The sequence below is a fragment of the Kitasatospora sp. NPDC059327 genome (assembly GCF_042752535.1).
In the GTDB taxonomy this organism is placed as follows: Bacteria; Actinomycetota; Actinomycetes; order Streptomycetales; family Streptomycetaceae; genus Kitasatospora.
In genome coordinates, this window is sequence record NZ_JBHYYB010000010.1 from 112922 (window position 1) to 130046 (window position 17125).

The 17125-nt window shown below is 73.3% G+C and carries 11 protein-coding genes; 5 read left to right on the forward strand and 6 right to left on the reverse strand.

Features of this window, described 5'->3' with window-relative positions; translation table 11 throughout:
- Positions 1 to 152: 152 nt before the first annotated feature.
- Together ACFXHB_RS09455 and ACFXHB_RS09460 are read right to left on the reverse strand one after the other, a co-directional pair.
- Positions 153 to 1496 (reverse strand): sensor histidine kinase, encoded by a 1344-nt coding sequence (locus tag ACFXHB_RS09455; RefSeq protein WP_380573290.1) that lies wholly within the window; start codon positions 1494 to 1496, stop codon positions 153 to 155.
- Positions 1493 to 2161 carry a response regulator transcription factor gene (locus ACFXHB_RS09460; protein WP_380573291.1) on the reverse strand — a complete coding sequence of 223 codons (669 nt, stop codon included), beginning with the start codon at positions 2159 to 2161 and terminating at the stop codon, positions 1493 to 1495. Before ACFXHB_RS09460 ends, ACFXHB_RS09455 begins: the two co-directional genes overlap by 4 nt.
- A gap of 83 nt (positions 2162 to 2244) precedes the next feature.
- Between ACFXHB_RS09460 and ACFXHB_RS09465 the strand changes: the two genes are divergently transcribed.
- Positions 2245 to 3504 carry a hypothetical protein gene (locus ACFXHB_RS09465; RefSeq protein ID WP_380573292.1) on the forward strand — a complete coding sequence of 420 codons (1260 nt, stop codon included), beginning with the start codon at positions 2245 to 2247 and terminating at the stop codon, positions 3502 to 3504.
- 620 nt (positions 3505 to 4124) lie between these two features.
- On the opposite strand, the gene ACFXHB_RS09470 is transcribed toward ACFXHB_RS09465, so the two are convergent.
- Both ACFXHB_RS09470 and ACFXHB_RS09475 read right to left on the reverse strand, forming a co-directional pair.
- Positions 4125 to 4493: a hypothetical protein gene (locus tag ACFXHB_RS09470; RefSeq protein WP_380573293.1), complete on the reverse strand. Its 369-nt coding sequence runs from the start codon at positions 4491 to 4493 to the stop codon at positions 4125 to 4127.
- Positions 4494 to 4566: 73 nt separating this feature from the next.
- A complete protein-coding gene (locus tag ACFXHB_RS09475) occupies positions 4567 to 5271 on the reverse strand; it encodes a hypothetical protein (RefSeq protein ID WP_380573295.1) in 705 nt (234 codons plus the stop codon).
- A 1473-nt stretch (positions 5272 to 6744) separates the two neighbouring features.
- On the opposite strand from ACFXHB_RS09475, the gene ACFXHB_RS09480 reads away from it, so the two are divergent.
- The 3 genes from ACFXHB_RS09480 to rho all read left to right on the forward strand — a co-directional run bounded on the left by ACFXHB_RS09480 (position 6745) and on the right by rho (position 12096).
- Positions 6745 to 6969, forward strand: coding sequence for a hypothetical protein (locus tag ACFXHB_RS09480; protein WP_380573296.1), 225 nt, complete (start codon positions 6745 to 6747; stop codon positions 6967 to 6969).
- A 9-nt stretch (positions 6970 to 6978) separates the two neighbouring features.
- Positions 6979 to 9960, forward strand: a complete 2982-nt coding sequence (locus ACFXHB_RS09485; protein WP_380573297.1) for a helix-turn-helix domain-containing protein — start codon at positions 6979 to 6981, stop codon at positions 9958 to 9960.
- Positions 9961 to 10680: 720 nt separating this feature from the next.
- Complete coding sequence (gene rho, locus ACFXHB_RS09490; RefSeq protein WP_380573299.1) at positions 10681 to 12096, forward strand: transcription termination factor Rho; 1416 nt, start codon at positions 10681 to 10683, stop codon at positions 12094 to 12096.
- Positions 12097 to 12707: 611 nt separating this feature from the next.
- Here rho and ACFXHB_RS09495 read toward each other — a convergent pair.
- Positions 12708 to 13616 (reverse strand): NmrA/HSCARG family protein, encoded by a 909-nt coding sequence (locus ACFXHB_RS09495; RefSeq protein ID WP_380573301.1) that lies wholly within the window; start codon positions 13614 to 13616, stop codon positions 12708 to 12710.
- Positions 13617 to 13704: 88 nt separating this feature from the next.
- Here ACFXHB_RS09495 and ACFXHB_RS09500 point away from each other — a divergent pair, with 88 nt between their 5' ends.
- On the forward strand, positions 13705 to 14364 hold the full coding sequence (locus ACFXHB_RS09500; RefSeq protein ID WP_380573302.1) for a TetR/AcrR family transcriptional regulator: 660 nt from the start codon (positions 13705 to 13707) through the stop codon (positions 14362 to 14364).
- Between the two features lie 601 nt (positions 14365 to 14965).
- Here the strand turns inward: ACFXHB_RS09500 and ACFXHB_RS09505 are convergent.
- Positions 14966 to 17026 (reverse strand): glycosyltransferase, encoded by a 2061-nt coding sequence (locus ACFXHB_RS09505; protein ID WP_380573303.1) that lies wholly within the window; start codon positions 17024 to 17026, stop codon positions 14966 to 14968.
- Positions 17027 to 17125 lie beyond the last annotated feature (99 nt).

The window sequence follows — 17125 nt, forward strand, 5'->3', positions numbered from 1 at the left end:
CTGTGCCGAGGCCGAGCCCGTGCCGAGGCCGAGCCCGTGCCGAGGCCGAGCCCGTGCCGTGTCCCGCCTGTGCCGAGGCCGAGCCCGTGCCGTGTCCCGCCCGTGCCGAGGCCCCGCCCGTGCCGTGTCCCGTCTGTGCCGTGCCCCGCCCGTCAGCCTGCGGGGAGCGACACCACGAACCTCGCGCCCTCGGACGAGGGCGCGAGAGTGATGTCGCCCCCGACGCCGCGGGCGAGGCGGCGGGCCAGCGGGAGGCCGAGACCGGCGCCGTCGTGGCCGTCGTCCGGGTCGGCGCGGCGGCCCGCCTCGAAGACGGCCTCGCCCACGCCTTCGGGAACACCGCGGCCGTCGTCGGCCACCGCGACCAGGACCCGGCCCGGCTGCCGCTCGCATTCCACGGCGATCCGGCGCACCGCGTAGCGGCGGGCGTTGTCGAGCAGCGGCGCGAGGATGCGTTCGACGAGCGCGGCGGAGACGCCGGCGGTCGCGCCGTCGCCGAGCACGGTGACGGCCGGGGCCCCGGGGTGCTCCTGGGAGCTTCGCACGGACAGCGCGCGGGCCACGTCGGTCACGGCGCAGCGGCCGGGCACCTGGTGATCACGGCTGCGGGCCTCGGAGAGCAGCGTCTCGCAGATCCGCCGCATCCGGCCCGCGGCCGCGGCGATGGCCTCGTGCGAGGTGCGCTGGTCGTCGGGGGTACGGGGGCGGGCGACGAGCCAGTCGGTTTCGGCGGTGATCCTGGCCAGGGGGGTGCGCAGTTCGTGGGAGAGCTCGGCGGTCAGCTGTTGTTCGTGCCGCAGCATCGCGGCTTGCCGGTCGAGGAGCTGGTCGAGGTTGCCGGCGAGCCCCGCCAGTTCGGCGAGGTGGTTGTCGGTGGCGAATCTGCGGGCGGTGCCGTGCTCGCTCCACTGGGCGGCCCGGGTGCTCATCTCGTCGACCGGCCGGAGGGCCCGGCCGACGACGCCGCGGGTGACGAGGTAGACGCCGGTGAGCAGCAGGAGGCCGAGGCCGATCGAGCCGGCCAGGACGGAGCGGGCGGTATAGCGGTAGGCGTCCAGGCCGACGGAGGCCACGACGGTGCCCACCTGTCGGTCTCCCGCTGTGATCGGCAGGGCGTAGAGGCGGAAGGCGTGCGGCTCGGAGGTGTCCGCGGAGGATTCGCCGGTGCCGGCGAGCCGGTCCGCGCGGTCCTGGAGCGCGTCCGATGCGCTGGGGCGCTGGACGGCCGTGGTGCCCTGGTAGATCCAGATGCCGACGTCGAGGGCGGTGTCGTCGGCGGGCTCGTGTTCGACGATCCGTCCGTCGGGTTGGGCCTCCATGGTCGCGGCCACCGCCGCCGCGCGGGTGCGCACCAGGTCGTCGGCCTGTTGGCGCAGGCGCGCCCCGAGCTCGACGTTGAAGACGGCGGTGAGCACGGCGACCCAGATGGCGGTGGTGGCGAGCGCGAGCAGGGCGAGGCGGCCGCGCAGCGTGGCGGGGGCTCGTCCGGTCCTCACGCGAGGCGGTATCCGACGCCGCGCACGGTCAGGATGCTCCGTGTGCTGCCCGACCGGTCCAGTTTGCGTCGCAGTCGCAGCAGGTACTGGTCGAGGGTGTTGTCGCTGACCTGGGCGCCCTCGGGCCAGCCGGCGCGAAGCAGTGTCCGGCGGCGGACCGCCGCGCCGGGAGTGGACATCAGGCAGGCCAGCAGCCGGAACTCGGTCGGGGTGAGCGCGACCGGCTCGGCGGTGGTGGATCGCAGCACGTGCGCGACGGGGTCCAGGCTCAGGTCGTCGACCTCCACGCCGGGCGCGCGCCCGTTGCGGCGGATCGCCGCGCGCACCCGGGCGGCGAGCTCGGCCAGGTGGAAGGGCTTGGCGAGGTAGTCGTCGCCCCCGGCGGAGAACCCGGACAGCCGGTCGGGCAGCGCGTCGTGCGCGGTGAGGAAGAGCACGGGCGCGTCGAAGCCCGCCGCGCGCATGGCGTGGCAGACGTCCCGCCCGTCGGAGTCGGGCAGGCCGACATCGAGGACGACGGCATCCACCCGGTCGTGGACCGCGCGCAGCGCGCCCGCCCCGTCGGCGGCGGTGAGCACCTCGAAGTGTTCCTCGCGCAGGCCTCGGGCGAGCACGTCGCGAAGTCCGTGGTCGTCCTCGACGACCAGTACCCGGAAGGAAATCATGCGGGTCAGTATGGCCCGACCGGAGCCTGTCCCCGGACCGGTGCTCAGGTTGCGTTCAGGTCCGGCATGCGAGCCTCGCCCGCATGGCTACCAACACGGAACGGCGCTCGGCCGCACCCGACGTCCGAGGGCTGCTGAACAAGGTGCCCGAGGTCACGGTCTGGTTCTGGGTCATCAAGATCCTGTGCACCACGGTCGGCGAGAGCTTCGCCGACTGGATCAACATGACTCTCGGCGTCGGGCTGATCAGCACCTCGCTGATCTTCACCGCCGTCCTGGTCGCCGCCCTGGGCTGGCAGCTGCGCACCCGGCGGTACGTCCCGTTCGTCTACTGGCTCACCGTCGTGGTGCTGAGCGTGACCGGCACCCTGTACACCGACATCCTCACCGACAGCCAGGGCGTCCCCCTCGCGGTGAGCAGCGGCGTGTTCGCCCTCGTCCTCGCCGCCGTCTTCGGGATCTGGTACGCCCGCGAGCGGACCCTGTCGATCCACAGCATCGTCACCCGCCCCCGTGAGCTCTTCTACTGGCTCGCGGTGCTGGTCACCTTCGCCCTCGGCACCGCGACCGGCGACTGGACCCTGGAACTCACCGGCTGGCCCCCGGGCGTGTCCGTGCTGCTCCCGCTCGGCCTGATCGCGTCCATCGTGCTCGCGTGGCGCCTGGGCGCCGGCACGGTGCTGTCCTTCTGGCTGGCCTACATCCTGACCCGCCCGCTCGGCGCCAACCTCGGCGACTGGCTCGCCTCGCCCGGTGGCGACGGCGGTCTGGGCCTCGGGACCGCGGCGACCAGCGTGGTCTTCCTGGCCGCGATCCTCGCCACCGTCCTCCACCTCGGCCGCAGCCGCGCCGACGTCATCGAGACGCACGGCCGGACCCGGGCCGCGGGTGCGTCGGACCCGGCCCGCGAGCGGATCATGCTCGGCTACTACGTGGTCGTGGCGCTCGCCACCGCGGCGCTCCTCATCTGGGCGCACCAGCGGCCGCACGCCGCGGCGGCGGCGAGCGAGGAAGGCGACGCGGCGGGGTCCTCGTCCGCCCCGCTCACGCCGGATCAGGTGACCTCGTCGTTCCCCGCCGCCGAGGTGGCGAAGTTCCGTACCGTCACCGCCGACACCCTCGCCAGGCTCGGCTCCGGTGACCAGGCGGGCGCGACCGCCCGGATCGCGGACCTGGAGAAGGCCTGGGACGACGACCAGTCCAGTCTGCGGCCCAAGAACCAGCAAGCCTGGACGCTCCTCGACGGCCAGATCGACCAGGTCCTCAAGGCGTTGCGCGCCTCGAAGCCGGACCGGGCCACCGAGGTCGAGGCGCTCGACACCCTCCTCACCTCGCTCGGCTGACCGGCCCCGGGCGGAGCCTCGACGCCCGCCCGGGGCACGGCGGAGGGCGGCACCGGATCATCGGGTGCCGCCCTCCGCCGTGCGCCCTCCGCCGTGCGCCCTCCGCCGTGCGCCCTCCGCCGTGCGCCCTCCGCCGTGCGTCACCCGGCACTCCTCGGCCACCTCGCGAGCGAGGAGACCATCGAGCCGCTCGCCCGGAAGGGCGTGTGGCTGAGTACCCAGCCGTGGATCGGGTCGGACGGCTATCGCCGCCGCCGGGCCGGCCGGTTGCCGGAACCCGAGCGAGCAGGCACCCGGGCTCATTCCGGGCGCCGTCTTCGACAGCCCCGGCCAACGCGTCGGACCCAACGGTGTCCGCACGCGCCGGGCCCTCTTCCTTCCGGTCCTGCCGATCGGTCTGCTCGCCGCCGACCGTGCCCGCACCGATCAGACCGGCGCGCGGTTCCCGCTGCACGTCCGCCGCCTCGGCCACCGGCTCGCCCTCGATGACAGGGCGCGGACGGCGAGAGCCTGCGCGGGTGTCAGGTGCCGTCCGACCACCCGGCCGTGAGGGAACCCGTCCCCGGCCGACGGAGGCTCGGCTGTCCTGGCCGAGCCTCCGTCGGCCCCGGCTTCGCCGCTCACGCCTCCCGGCGACGGCGGAAGATCGCGCGGATCGCGAACACGATCGCCACGACGAGCCCGATGGCGAACAGCACGATCAGCAGGATGACGACGAGCACGGCTATGCCGAGCTTCTTGAAGAAGCCGCCCTTCTTCTCCTTCTTGTCGCCGGCCGCGAGTACGCCGGTGTCGGCCGTGCGGTCGTGGGTCCGCTGCGCAAGGGTGCTGTCCCCGCCCGTCCGGTCCGAGGTGGGCGGCGCGGCCGCGGGGGCGGATACGGACGCACGGACGGCGGCCGGAACGGCCTCGGCGGCGCTCGGCGCGCCGAATATCAGTCCGGCCAGGACGAGGGCGGGTACGACTCTCGCGATGATGCGCGACTTCACTGCTTCTCCTGTGGTCTTGGGTGTCGTGCGGTGTACTCGTTGGCGGACCAGGCGTCGGTTCCGGGGCCTCGGACTACTGGGGGCCGAAGCCCGGGCTGTCGAAGTCCGGCCTGCTGTGGGCGGGTCGGAAGGCGCGCTCGGGTGCGGTGCCGTTGGGTGAGGGCTGGGCCCGGCTCAGCAGGAACGGAATCAATCCGTGCTCCAGTAGTGCCGTGCGCCACGCCTCGCGTGCCCGCTGGAGCTCGTCCTGCACGTCGTCATGGCGCGGCTGCTGCCTCGGTGGGGCTGCTCGCCTGCGCGACGCCTCGACGAGGAGGCCGCAGAGCCCGAGCGCCATGCTGATTCCGGCGATGGCGGCGGTCAGGGCAGCCGCGGAGATCAGGAAGCCCCCGAGTCCGCGCTGGGACTTCACCATGTCCATGATCTGGCCGAGCACGAAGAGGATGGCTGCGGCGGTGCCGGCGATGAGCGGCACCAGTACGGCCATGACGCCGGCCACCCCGGCCGCTCTCTCGTGCCCCAGGGGCGGTTCCGGTCGCATCGGAGCGGACGGCGCGGCCGAGGCGCGGAGTCCGGCGTAGCGCTCGAACTCCGTACCGACCGCCGCGGTGATCTCGGCCGTCGACCCGCGGACGAGCGCCCGCAGGTCCTCAGTGCCGGGCGCTGCGGGTCCGGCCGCCGTGAGAGCGTCCCTGACCTCGGTGGCGGACAGTGCCCGGCTCAGGGCATGTTCGAAGTCGACCCGGTCCTGCTGCAGGAGCCTGAGCGGTCGATCCACGGTCGTTCCCCCGATGTGCTGGAGCGGCAGTGCGCCGGCAGGAGGGCGGCGGTCCGGGTTCCAGGCCGCCGGCCCATGGTCCGGCCAGGCCTGATCGGCCTGCTGCCAGCCAGAATCTACAGGACTGTAGAGGTTCGGGGAACCAGCCACCGGGTTCGGGGTCCCGGTGGCGCCCGGTCGGTCGCGCGCTCGGGAGCCGCCCGGGAAGGGTCGGCCATGGGATGGACCCGCACGCGGACCGTCCTCCGTTGAGCCGGCTCCGGCACTCGTTCGCGGTGCGCTCCAACGGTTTCGCGGGGCCGTCCGAGGTCGAACCGGCCTCCATGAGGGCCTGGGTTCCCGTGCTTTCGGCCCCCTGGTGTGCCGGCCCCGCGAACGAGGGTGACGGGCTCTGCCCGGCCGTGGCGTCGTCCTCGGGAGTCGTGACGAACTGTGGCTGACTGACACGAGCTTCCTGACGGTCCACCCGCACGGGACGGGCCGCCCGGACGCCTCGGACATCAACCACCGGCCGGGCGAGGTGGTCTCCACACAGGTGATGGTTCCGCGGACGGGAGGGTGTCCTTCGCCAACCAGCGGGGCAGCGCCCACGTCGTCGCCGACCTGATCGGCTCCTTCTCTGCCTGACCCGTTGTCAAGGAGTCACTGCCGCTCCGCCTCCGCTCCGGCCTCAGGACGACAGGTGGGCCCGATGTCGTCCCAGTCCGGTTCATGCGGCGAGAGGTTTTCGGCGGCTCCTGTCGCCGGGGTCGTAGCAGCACACGGCGCAAGGGCTCCGGTGCGCAGCTCGGTGAAGCCGCTAGCAACTTCGGTCCGTGGAAGAGTGATTCGCCGGGCGGGCCCGGTTCTGCGGCTGCCACCGCTGTTCTCGGTCGAAGCGGTGTCGCCAGGCCGGCGCACGTCTGGTGGGGGAGTGGTTCGGGGGCGTCGCTCTGGACGCCCCCGAACCGGCCAGGCCTGTCGGCCGGCTGGCCGGCGCCGCTGCAACCGGTGCGCGGCCGTGGTCCCGAGGTTGTCATGGGCTGCAACCGGGAGGCCGGGTACCAATGTGTCGGTCCCTTGAGGCTGTGCGGCCGGGTTGCGATGACCTCGGGCCGGACAAGGAGCGGGTTCGGCCGGGCCTGCCGGGCATGTGGTGCGCCTTGACCAGCGCGGATGGGGCGTCGGCGGACGGTGTTTTTGCACGGGCATCCGGACGATCACGCAAGAACCCAAGGGTGGCGCGAATCCCGGGCTGAAAACCGGACAAGTACCGCCATCCGCCGTCGATCTGTGCGGTGCAGGTGCTCTGATCTGCGGAGATCCCGCGTTGCCGGTCCGGGTTGTTTCAAGGTCTGGCGAAGCGGGTGCCCGAGTCGTTCATCCCAGGAGCCGGGGTGCTCAAGACTTGGCCGCACGGTCCGCCAGGGGAGCTGCAACCTCCCCCGGTTCCGATCTGTCATGAGGGCTGCACTGACTGTGGGAGGAATTCGAATGAGTGTGCCGCGTGGACGCCGCAAGGCCGGAGGCGGTGACGGGCCGGTGTCCGCCGCCGTCGTCGTGCTGGCAGTGGCGGTGCTGACCCTGTTCGTCGTCCTGGCCGCGATCGGCCTGTCGACCGAGACGATCATCGCGCTTTCGAGCGCTGCCGTGCTGACGGCGGCCGAGCTGGTGAGACGGCTGGTGTCCGCCGTCTCCGCGGGGCGCCGGCGCGGGTGAGCGTACAGGGTGGGAAGGCCGAGGACAGCGGTCGCCGCAGGAGCCGTCGCCGGGCATCTGGCTGAGTACCTGCAGGCTCTGTGCACACGCAGCGGACGGACCTATGCCCAGATGGCCGCCGAGACGTCGCCACGGGTATCCGTGTCGACGCTCTCGCGGGCGGCGTCCGGGAAGCGCCGACCGCAGCTGGACGTCGTCCAGGCCTTCGTGCGCGCATGCGGTGGCACTCCGTCCGAGCTGGCGAAGGCGGAGCGGCTCTGGCGCAGGACGCCGAGCAGTGCTTCGGCGGGGCGAGCGCGGCACTCCGGCCTCCGCTGGCGCGAGCCCGAGTCGCTGAGCGAGGTGCACCACCTCGGGGAACTGATGCGTGCGGCACACGAACTGAGCGGGAGTCCGTCGCTGCGCGCGGTCCAGGAGCGAGCCGCCGCGTTGGGCCAGAGCCTCCCCCGGAGCACGCTGGGGGATGCGTTGCGGCGGGGCGCGGTCCCCAGCGAGCATGTGTTCTGCGTCTTCATGCGGGCCATCTCGGACTTCGCCGGTTCGCCCACGGCCGAGTACGGGGCCGAGGTGTGGAAGGAACTGTGGCGGCGTGTCCGGGCCGACCGGCCCGGGCGGGCCCGCGGCGATCTGCCGCCGGGCCCCGTGAGGTCCCCCGGGGTGGCCGCCCGGACCAAGGCGGTCGGCGCCAGGACGCCGGCCGGACGCCGTCCCCGACGGGTGCCGCCCCGGGCCTGGGTGCGGCCGGGGCCGCTGAAGGACTTCAAGGACTGGGTGCACACGCTGTACCTGGAGGCGGGGGCCCCGTCGTTGACCGACATCGTCGGTGCCATCCGGTTGGACGACTCCCTGGATTTCGCTCCTGAGCGGGACAGTGTGAACCGGTTGCTGCGATCGTCCTCCCTCGGGAGCCAGGGGGACGCGGTGGCGGTGGCGGTGGCTCTGGCCCATACGGCGGGGGTCGACCCGGTGACGACCGGCGGGCAGGCCCGGGAGCTGTGGATCCGCGCAGCCGCGGTTCGGCCGTACGGGCACGCGGTGGGAGAGGTGACGGATCCGTTGGCTCTGGGGGTCCGGGAGGCGTTCGCGCTGCCGGATGCCGGAGTTGTGTTGCCGGTGCTGGTCCCGTACGTCCGGCGCCAGCACGACCAGGTGATCGACGGTGTGGTGTACAGAGCCGTCGGGGGTCAGAGCGCGATGGTCGTCGCACGCGGGCCACGGACCACCGGCAAGACGCGCAGTTGTTGGGAGGCCCTGCGGGGGCTGCCGGGGAGCTGGCGTCTCTGGTTCCCCGCGGATCCGTCGAACGGCGAGCAGCTGGTCGAGGCGCTGTCCCAGGCCGGACCGGGCACCGTGGTCTGGCTCGACCGCGTCGACCGGTACCTGGACCCTGCCCAGTTCGGCGTGGCCGGACAGGTTCACGCCGAGATCCGGGAGGCACTGCACGACCCGCGCCGGGCCCCGATCCTGGTGATCGGAACCGTATCGACCGCGGCCGGCGTGCTGACCCGGTCGGGCGGTCCCACCCCGGGAGCCGACGCCGCGGCGCGAACCCTGATCGACGACTCGGCCGTCGACGTCCCGGCGCAGTTCACCACGGCCGAGCTGGCCAGGCTGGCCGAGGCCGTCGGGCGGGATCCCCGGCTGGCCCTGGCCGGGGCCAACGCTCGCGGCTCCGTGGCCCAGTACCTCTCCACCAGCCGGAACACCGATCCCTTGTTGAAGATCCAGACCTTCCACAGAGCCGTCATGCAGGGCGACGCCGACACCCTGCACATGGGTGGGGCGCTCCTGCAGCAGTCGGGACGGTTGGAGGAAGCGGCCACGTGGTACCAGCGGGCGGCCGAGGCCGGTGACGTCCAGGCGCTCGAACCGGCGGCCGCGCTGCTGAGCGAGAGCGGCGCACCGTACGAAGCGGTCGCGTGGCTGCGGACGCTCGCGGAAGCCGGTGATGCCGACGCCGCGGTCGTCGCCGCCAGGTGGTTGCTCCGGACCGGCAGGGACCACGAAGCGATCGACTTCTACCAGTTGGCCGCCGTGGACCGCGGAGCGAGCCACGCGCTGCGGGCGGCCGCCTCGCTCATGCGCCGCCACGGGCGCGGGGAGGAGGCCGTGGAGTGGTTGCGTTCCCTGGCCGCCGCGGGGAACCCGATCGCTCTGCGGGAGGCTGCCCGTCTCCTGTGGGAGGCGGGAGACACCACCAGGGCCCTGCGGTTCCTCTCCGAGGCCGGCTCGGCCGGTGACCTTGAGGCCTGGCGGGATGCCGCCGAGCGCCTCCAGGCCTTGGGCCGGGACGATGAGGCGATCCTCGTGTACCGGGTGGCGGTCCAGAAGGAGGACGAGCGCAGTGTGCTGCCTCTGGCCGATCTCCTGGCCACGGTGGGGCGCCAGGAGGAGGCGCTGGCGATCTACCTCCGAGCGGCGGCGAAGCCGGACCTGGCGGCGATACGGCGGGCCGCGGCCCTCTACCGGATGACCGAGCGGCCCGACGACGCCCTTCGGTGGTACCGGCGGGCGGCCGAGCTGGGGGACATGACGGCGTTCATGCACATCGGGCTGATTCTCAGGGAGAAGTGCGAGTTGGCCATGGCGGACACGAGTGAGGCGTTCGTGGACGAGGCGCTCGTGGACGAGGCCGTCGCCTCGTTCACCAAGGCCGCCGACGTGGGGGAGTGGCACGCCCACCGCGAGGCGGCGTGGATGCTGTGGAGGAGCCGCGGCCTGGACGAGGCCGCGGCCTGGCTGCGGCAGCGTGTGGAGGCGAAGGACCACCGGGCCCTGCGCGAGATGGCCGATCTCCTGCGGGAAGCCGGAGAGCCTGCGCAGGCCCTCGCCTGGTACCAGCGATCGGCCAAGAAGGGCAGCGAGTACTCCGCCGGCTATGCCTTGCGCCTGCAGTCACAACTGCCGTCCGGAGCGGGAGGGAGGAAAGCCGGTCGCACCCGGGCCACCGGCGGCGGCACACGAGCGACCGAAGCGACCGAGGAGCCGTGACAGAGCGGATCCGCTCGGCAACACCCCTGACGGGGTTCTCCCCGGTACGTCGTTCCGGCAGGCAGGTGATGAACCCGTTCCTTGAACACCGCCCACCCCGAGTCGGCGACGCACGCGCCGACCGGTGGGCGTCGAGCACGCCCCCTGCTCCAGGCACGAACGGCAGGCGGCCGGCGTACGCATGACGGGTCAAATCCCCGCCCCGAGCGGAGGAACGGGCCGGCGACCCGATGTGGGCAGCGGCAGCCGGGACCTCCGGCCGCGGTGCGGCGGCAGAGCGGTGCCGGCATCACGCCGACCTCGGTGGTGCTATGATGGTCACCGGTGCAGCTGGATGCCCACCCTCGGGGTGCGGGAACCAGGCGCCGTTTCACCACGGGGACACTCTGCGACAGGCCTCGGAACCAGCAGACTGTCACCGTTCCAGTGCCCTCGATGCCTGGCATGTCGCCCGAGCCTGAGAGCCACCCTTCAGGAACCGCCCAGGCGGTCGCTCACCGGCCCTGCTGCCGTCCGCAAGGACCTTGACCGCCCCGCGACGGCCGCTCGGCCGCCGGGCCCACGCCCACCCGGGCGCGCCCGCCGGGCGACGCCACGTTCCCGGCCCGGGCACCCGGTCGGCCCTGTCGCTCGCCGCCGGCTCATCTCGGTGCGCCCGCCCGATGCCACCACATCCCCCGGTGCCACCACCTCCCCTTGACACCTCAGGAGTACCCTCTCGTGACCATCACCACCACCACCGAACCGTCCACCACCACACCGCTGGACGCCCTGCTGAAGACCGACCTGCACCAACTCGCCGCCGACCTCGGCATCCCGGGCACCGCCCGTCTGCGCAAGGACGAGCTCGTCGAGGCGATCACCAGCGCGCGCTCCACCGCCCGCCCGCCCACGCCGGTGGGCGCACCCCGGGCCGAGGACACCGCGGGTCGCAGTGGCCGGCCCGTCCTCCCGTCGCCGCGCACACGCGCCCGCTCCGGCCGGCCGGCGGCGCAGCCGGACACCACGGATGGCAGCGGCCTCGTGCCGGTCGCCGGTGTGCTGGACATCCGGGAGGCAGGCGCGGTCCTGCGCACGTCCGGCTACCTTCCCGGGCCTACCGACATGGATCTCCCGGCGGGCCAGGTGCGTGCCCTCGGCCTGCGACGGGGCGATGTCCTGACCGGCGCGGCCCGCCCGCGTCCGGGCGGCGGCCGCCCGACGCCGGCCCGCATCGACACGATCAACGGCATCAGCGTCGACGAGGCCGGCCCCCGGCCCGCGTTCCATGAGCTGACGCCCCTGTACCCGCAGGAACAACTGCGTCTGGAGACCGGACCGCGGCAGCTGACCGGCCGCGTCATCGACCTGGTCGCCCCGATCGGCAAGGGTCAGCGCGGCCTGATCGTCGCACCGCCCAAGGCGGGCAAGACGCTCGTCCTGCAGACGATCGCGCAGGCGATCGCCCGCAACCACCCCGAGGCGCACCTGATGGTCGTCCTGGTCGACGAGCGCCCGGAGGAGGTCACCGACATGCGCCGCTCCGTGAAGGGCGAGGTCATCGCCTCCACCTTCGACCGGCCCGCCCGTGAGCACACCGCCCTCACCGACCTCGCCGTCGAACGCGCCAAGCGTCTCGTCGAACTCGGCCACGACGTCGTCGTCCTGCTCGACTCCCTCACCCGCCTCGCCCGCGCCCACAACGCCACCGCCCCCGCGCACGGTCGAACCCTCTCGGGAGGCCTCGACGCCGCGGCGCTCCAGGCCCCGAAGCGGCTCTTCGGCGCGGCTCGCAACATCGAGAACGGCGGCTCACTGACCATCCTGGCCACCGCCCTCGTCGACACCGGCTCCCGGATGGACGACCTGATCTTCGAGGAGTTCAAGAGCACCGGCAACATGGAGCTGCGCCTCGACCGGCGCCTCGCCGACCAGCGCGTCTTCCCGGCCGTCGACGTCAGGGCCTCCGGCACGCGCCGGGACGAACTCCTCCTCGGCCCCGCCCGCACCCCCGCATCCTGGGCCCTGCGCCGGGCCCTCGCCGGCCGCGACACCCAGCAGGCCGCAGAGCTGCTCCTGGATCGGCTGAAGCGCACCGGCGCCAACGCCGAACTCCTGCGCCAGGTGGCCACCAACTTCCCCTCCCACGCTTCCTGAACCCCGAGCGCTCCCTCCGCGAGTCCCAGCCGAACGTCCGCGTGTCCAGGGGGCCCAGGACGGCAGCACAACCGGCGGGACCGACCGCAGCCCGCCGCCGGGGACGAACCCGGCCCCGGACCGCCGTGATGACCCCCCCTACCGAACCTTGAGATCCTCCCTCGACCCCGCTGGGGCGCCTGGCTGTTCGACGGGGCTCGGACACCGTCGTCGCCGACCCGAACGGCCGACGCTGTCACCCTTTCGTCCGGAGGAACTCCACCCATCGTGCCCAGCACGCAGCCGCGACGCCGCGCGGTCGGCGCCCGCCCGGTCCTGGCGGCGGACGCCTCACCGTGGCTTCGAGCGGCTCGCCGTGACCGCACCGCAGGGTTCCCCTTCGGCGTTGCCACGACGACTGCTTCGACCTCGTCCACCGCGATCGTGGGCGGCCGGCCCGGCCGAGGCGTACGCGTCGCGGGCTGCGGTGAACTGCCGGGTGACGCTTCGGGGGTCCCCGGCGTGGGCGACTCGCACGTCCCTCGCCCTGGCCGCCACTCTCCTTCCGGTCGGTGGAGCCCGTGCCGACGGGCCGGTCCATGGGGGTGGGTGGACGGTCCCGGCCCGGGCGGTCAGTGCTCGGCTGTGTCCGGTCGGTTCCGTGGCGCGTCCAGTTGTGCCGTCAGCCGGGTCCGGCCCGAGCGTTCCAGCCAGGTGCCGAAGTCCATGAGGCCGGGGTGGGCCTCGCGCAGGGGCCGGGGGTCGGAGTCGTAGTACGTCGCGTTCGCCCAGGTGAAGACCTTCGCGGTTTCGGGGTGGTGCTCCCACAGGACCTCCAGGGGCACCTGGACGTGCGGGACGGGCCGGCCGGCCGCGGTGCTCAGTGCGGCGGCGATCTGCGGGGCGGTCAGCCGGTCGCCGGTGATCTCCATGGACCGGCCCAGGTAGACGTCCGGCTCGGCGAAGGCCAGTGCGGCGAGTGCGCCGATGTCGTCGACGGCGATCAGCTGCATGACGAGGTCGTCGTGCCAGGGCACGGTGAGAGTACCGCCGGGGAGGAACCTCGCGGGGCTGGTGAAGTCCTCCATGAAGCCGGCGGGGCGCAGGATCGTCGCGGGCAGCCGCAGGTCGTGGATGTGCCGCTCGATCCGCCACTTGTCGATGGGGCCCCAGCCGCGTTCGACGTAGAAGCGGTTCTGGCTCTGCATGCCGCCGACGGACGAGTACACCAGGTGCCGCACGCCCGCGGCCTTGGCGGCATCGGCGACGTTCATGCCCTGGGCCACCTCGTTGTCGTTGGCGGCCTGGACGCTGTAGACGCCGTGAACCCCGCGCATCGCCGCGTCGAGGCCGGCGCGGTCGTCGAGGTCGCCGCGGACCACCTCGGCGCCGGCGGCGGCGAGGGCGGCGGCGGCCGGGGTGGTCTCGTCGCGCACCAGCGCGCGGACCCGCCGGCCGGCGGAGAGGAGGTGGCGGGCGGTGGCGCCGCCCTGGTTCCCGGTGGATCCGGTGACGAGGATGATCTGCTCGTGGGCGTTCACGGTGGCTCCCTGACGAAACGTCAATATCTGCACTTGATGCAAGAATGCATTGAGTGCAGACTTGCAGTCAATGCCGTACCCTCCGGACATGGTCAAGCGAGAGCACGGCGCCCCGGTGCCTTCCCTGCGGGCGATGAAGCGGGCCCGCACCCGTCAGGCGCTGGTCGACGCGGCGGCGGAGATCTTCGACCGGAAGGGGTACGACGAGACGACCGTCGCGGAGATCGCGGCGGCGGCGGAGGTCAGTACCCGCACCTTCTTCGGCTACTTCGCGACCAAGGAGGACGTCCTCTTCCCCGACAGTGACGCGCGGGCGCGGAGCACGGTCGAGGCGATCGCCGAGCGGGATCCGGCCGAGGGGCCCGCCGACGTGCTGATCCGGGCGCTGGAGACCGTGGCCCGGACCGATGCCGACCTGGTCGGCCCGATGGCGGCCGTCCGGATGCGCCTGTTCCGCACCGTACCGGCGGTGCGCGGCAAGGCGCTTCAGGTCCAGATGGCCGCTCAGAAGGAGATCGCGTGCGCCCTGCAGGCCGCCTTCCCCGACGAGTTGGACCGCGTGCGCGCGGCGGCACTGACCGGGGCGCTGGTCGGCGCGGTGAACGGCGCGCTCGACGCGCTCATGGACGACGAGGACGCCGCCGCCACCCTCGACGTGGAGCGGCTCGGGGAACGGCTGCGGCAGGCGACGGAACTGGCGCTCGGGCCCTGGCGGAGCCGGGAGCCGTTGTCGTACCGGTCCCGGTGAGCGCGGGTTGCCGATCGCCGCGGGCGGGCCGATCCTGGCCGAGCAGACCGTCGAGGATGCCTTCCCGCGGCCGCGACCGAACGAAGCATCAGTAGCGGCTCGTCGGTGAAGCCGACTCCGGCATGGGCGGGCGTGCGGTTGATTCCGGGGCGTGGCCGTACCGGGCACGGGTCGGGTCGGGGCGGGTCTCGTTGGTCGCGGCACGAAGACGACTCGGGTCATCCTGGCCACCTTGGTGGCGCTGGGCGCCGGCGTGGCGGCGGCCATGAGGACGCGAGGTGAGCCGCGGCCGGCCGGCGGTGCTGACCGCAGGTGCTCGTCAGAAGAGGACACCAGGGGTGCGAGGAGCGTGTCCCTATCAAGGCCTTTCCGGCGGAGTGAGGCGGCTCCGGGAGGGGCGGGCCCCCGTTGCGGCGGGCTCCCGGAGGACTCTGGTGACGCACCCGCAGCACTCTGGTGGCACACCCCGAGGACGCCTCTGGCCTTCGGGCCCTGGCCGGCCGGCCGGGCGAACAGCGAGGGTGCTGATCTCCTGCCACAGGACTCCGTCCGCGGGTGCGCCCGGTTCGGAGCCCTGTCGCCTGGCGTCCACCACGTCGCGTCACGGAGCCGTGAGTTGCGCGTATTCGGCGGCGAGGGACTGCGCCATGGCCGACGCGGAGAACCGTGCGGCCACGCTCCTGCGGCCCTCGGCCGCGATCCGAGCGAGCTCGGAATCGGGAAGCTCGGCGAGGACGACCAGTCGCTTCGCGAGGGCCGTGGTGGACTCGGTGGGGAGCAGGAATCCGTTGGTCCCGTCGCGGATGTAGTGCGGTACGCCTCCTCGGTGGGGTCCGGCGGCGACAAGCCCGGAGTCCATCGCTTCGAGCAGGGCGAGGCCGAACTCTTCCTTGGCGCTGGGGCACACGTACAGGGCGCGGCCGGTTCTGCGGCCGCGGGCGAGTGCTCGTTCGAGGACTCTGACGTGGTGGTTGGGCAGAGCGGGCCAGAGGGCGATGTGCCGGCGTGCTTCCGGCCGGTCGCCGAGAAGCTTGGCGATCTTGGATCGCACCTCCGTTTCGACGGGTGTGGCGTCATCCGCCGATCCGCCGATCAGGAGCATCGTCGTCGAGTGGTGGAGGCCTGACGCGAGCCAGGCCTCCACCAGGCGGTCCTGCTGCTTGACGGGGTGCAGGCGGCCCACGCTGAGGAACAGCCGCATCCCGCGTGCCGCGGGGTCGATGCCGTCGGGGCGCTCGCCGCCCTGGAACATTCGGTCCAGGAGCGAGGTGGCGAGATCATCGTCGTCGGAGCGGGGGGTGAACGGGGGGATTCCCTCCGGCGGGGAGGCGATGCGCCGCCGGCCGCGCGCGGCGGCGAGTTGGGGGAAGTGGACGGCGAGGTCCGAGGAGCCGGTGCGGCCGGGGATGGTGACCAGGAGGTCGGAGCGGGCCACGAGGCGGTCGCCCACGAAGATCCGGTGGAGATCCAGGCGCAGCGCCGCTGCCGGTTCGCCCCGCGAGGCGCGAGGCACTCCCCGGTGCCGTTCCGCTACGGTGCGGTGCGGATCCGGAGTGGCGGTGAACACGAAGCGTGAGCCGTTGCGGCGCGCGGCGTCCGCCACGGCCAGTGAGCAGTCGTCGGCGAACCGTGCGTGCACCACGTCCGGTGTCGCACCGGGAAGGGCCAGCAGATGTGTCGCCCACCAGGCGATGGCGGGCCGCAGGGCGAGTGCGGTGGCGGGGTCGACGGGGTCGCTGCCGGGTACCGGAATCCTCAAGACCCAGTGTTCGGCGCCGAGTCGTGCGACCAGGGGTCGGCCCTGGCCGAGGCCGGGGGAGGTGGTGAGCACCACGGTGAGAACCCGTGAGACCGTGCTGGTCGCCGCGATGGCGTCACCCAGGCCGGCGACGAGGACGCTCATGCCGCCGCTGAGGCCTGCGCCGGGCTCGTCCAGCCGGCCGAGCATCATGGACTGTGCCAGCACGAGCCCCCGCGCGGGTCGCTCCGGCAGGGCGTGGACGGCGTGTCGGAAGTGGGCGCCGAGTGGCCCGCCGGGCTCGGCCCGTTCCCAGGCCGCGGACAGGAGAAGCCGCTCGTAGGGGTCTGCCGGGCGGATCGGGCGGGAGGGCAGCACCGCGGCGCCGCCGGGAACGCCGGACAGGTAGCGCAGGGCCGCGTGGCGCTGCGAGGAGTGGGCGCTGTGGGCGTGGGGTGCGCACTCGGCGGCGGTCAGCGGTCGCAGGCCGTGCGCCTCGGCGAGGTCGAGCAGGCACGCCGCCTCCGCGGCGTCGACGCTGGTCAGAAGCCGAATCCTGAGGGCGGAGCGTGCGTGCGCGCGGGGCCCCGCGGTGACGGTGTCCGCCCATGCTTCGGTGAGGCTGCTGCGCAGCATCGGTGTGCCCCGGGCCGCGGCCACCAGGGCGAGGGGAGGCCAGGGGGTGCCGGAGCGGACGGCCCTGCGCAGGTCGGCCGCCAGCAGGTCGTCCGGGGCGAGGGTGTGCGCGCCGTGGCGGTCGGCTCCCCGGCCGTATTCCGCTCTGGCCAGGAGCGACAGGAGGTCCTCACCCGTGGGGCCGGGCGTCGAGGGGTTCCACCAGTGGTGGCGCCACCGCGCGAGCACGTCCGTTCGGGCGGCTACCGCGTGGTGTTCCTGGGACAGAGCGAAGGTGTCGGGCGGCATCGGGGTGGGCCTTTCGTCGGCTGCGCTGCCACGAACGGTTTCGGAGCCGCGGCCCCGACCGGATGGGGGCAGGGAGGGTGGGTTTCCGAGCCGGGGAGC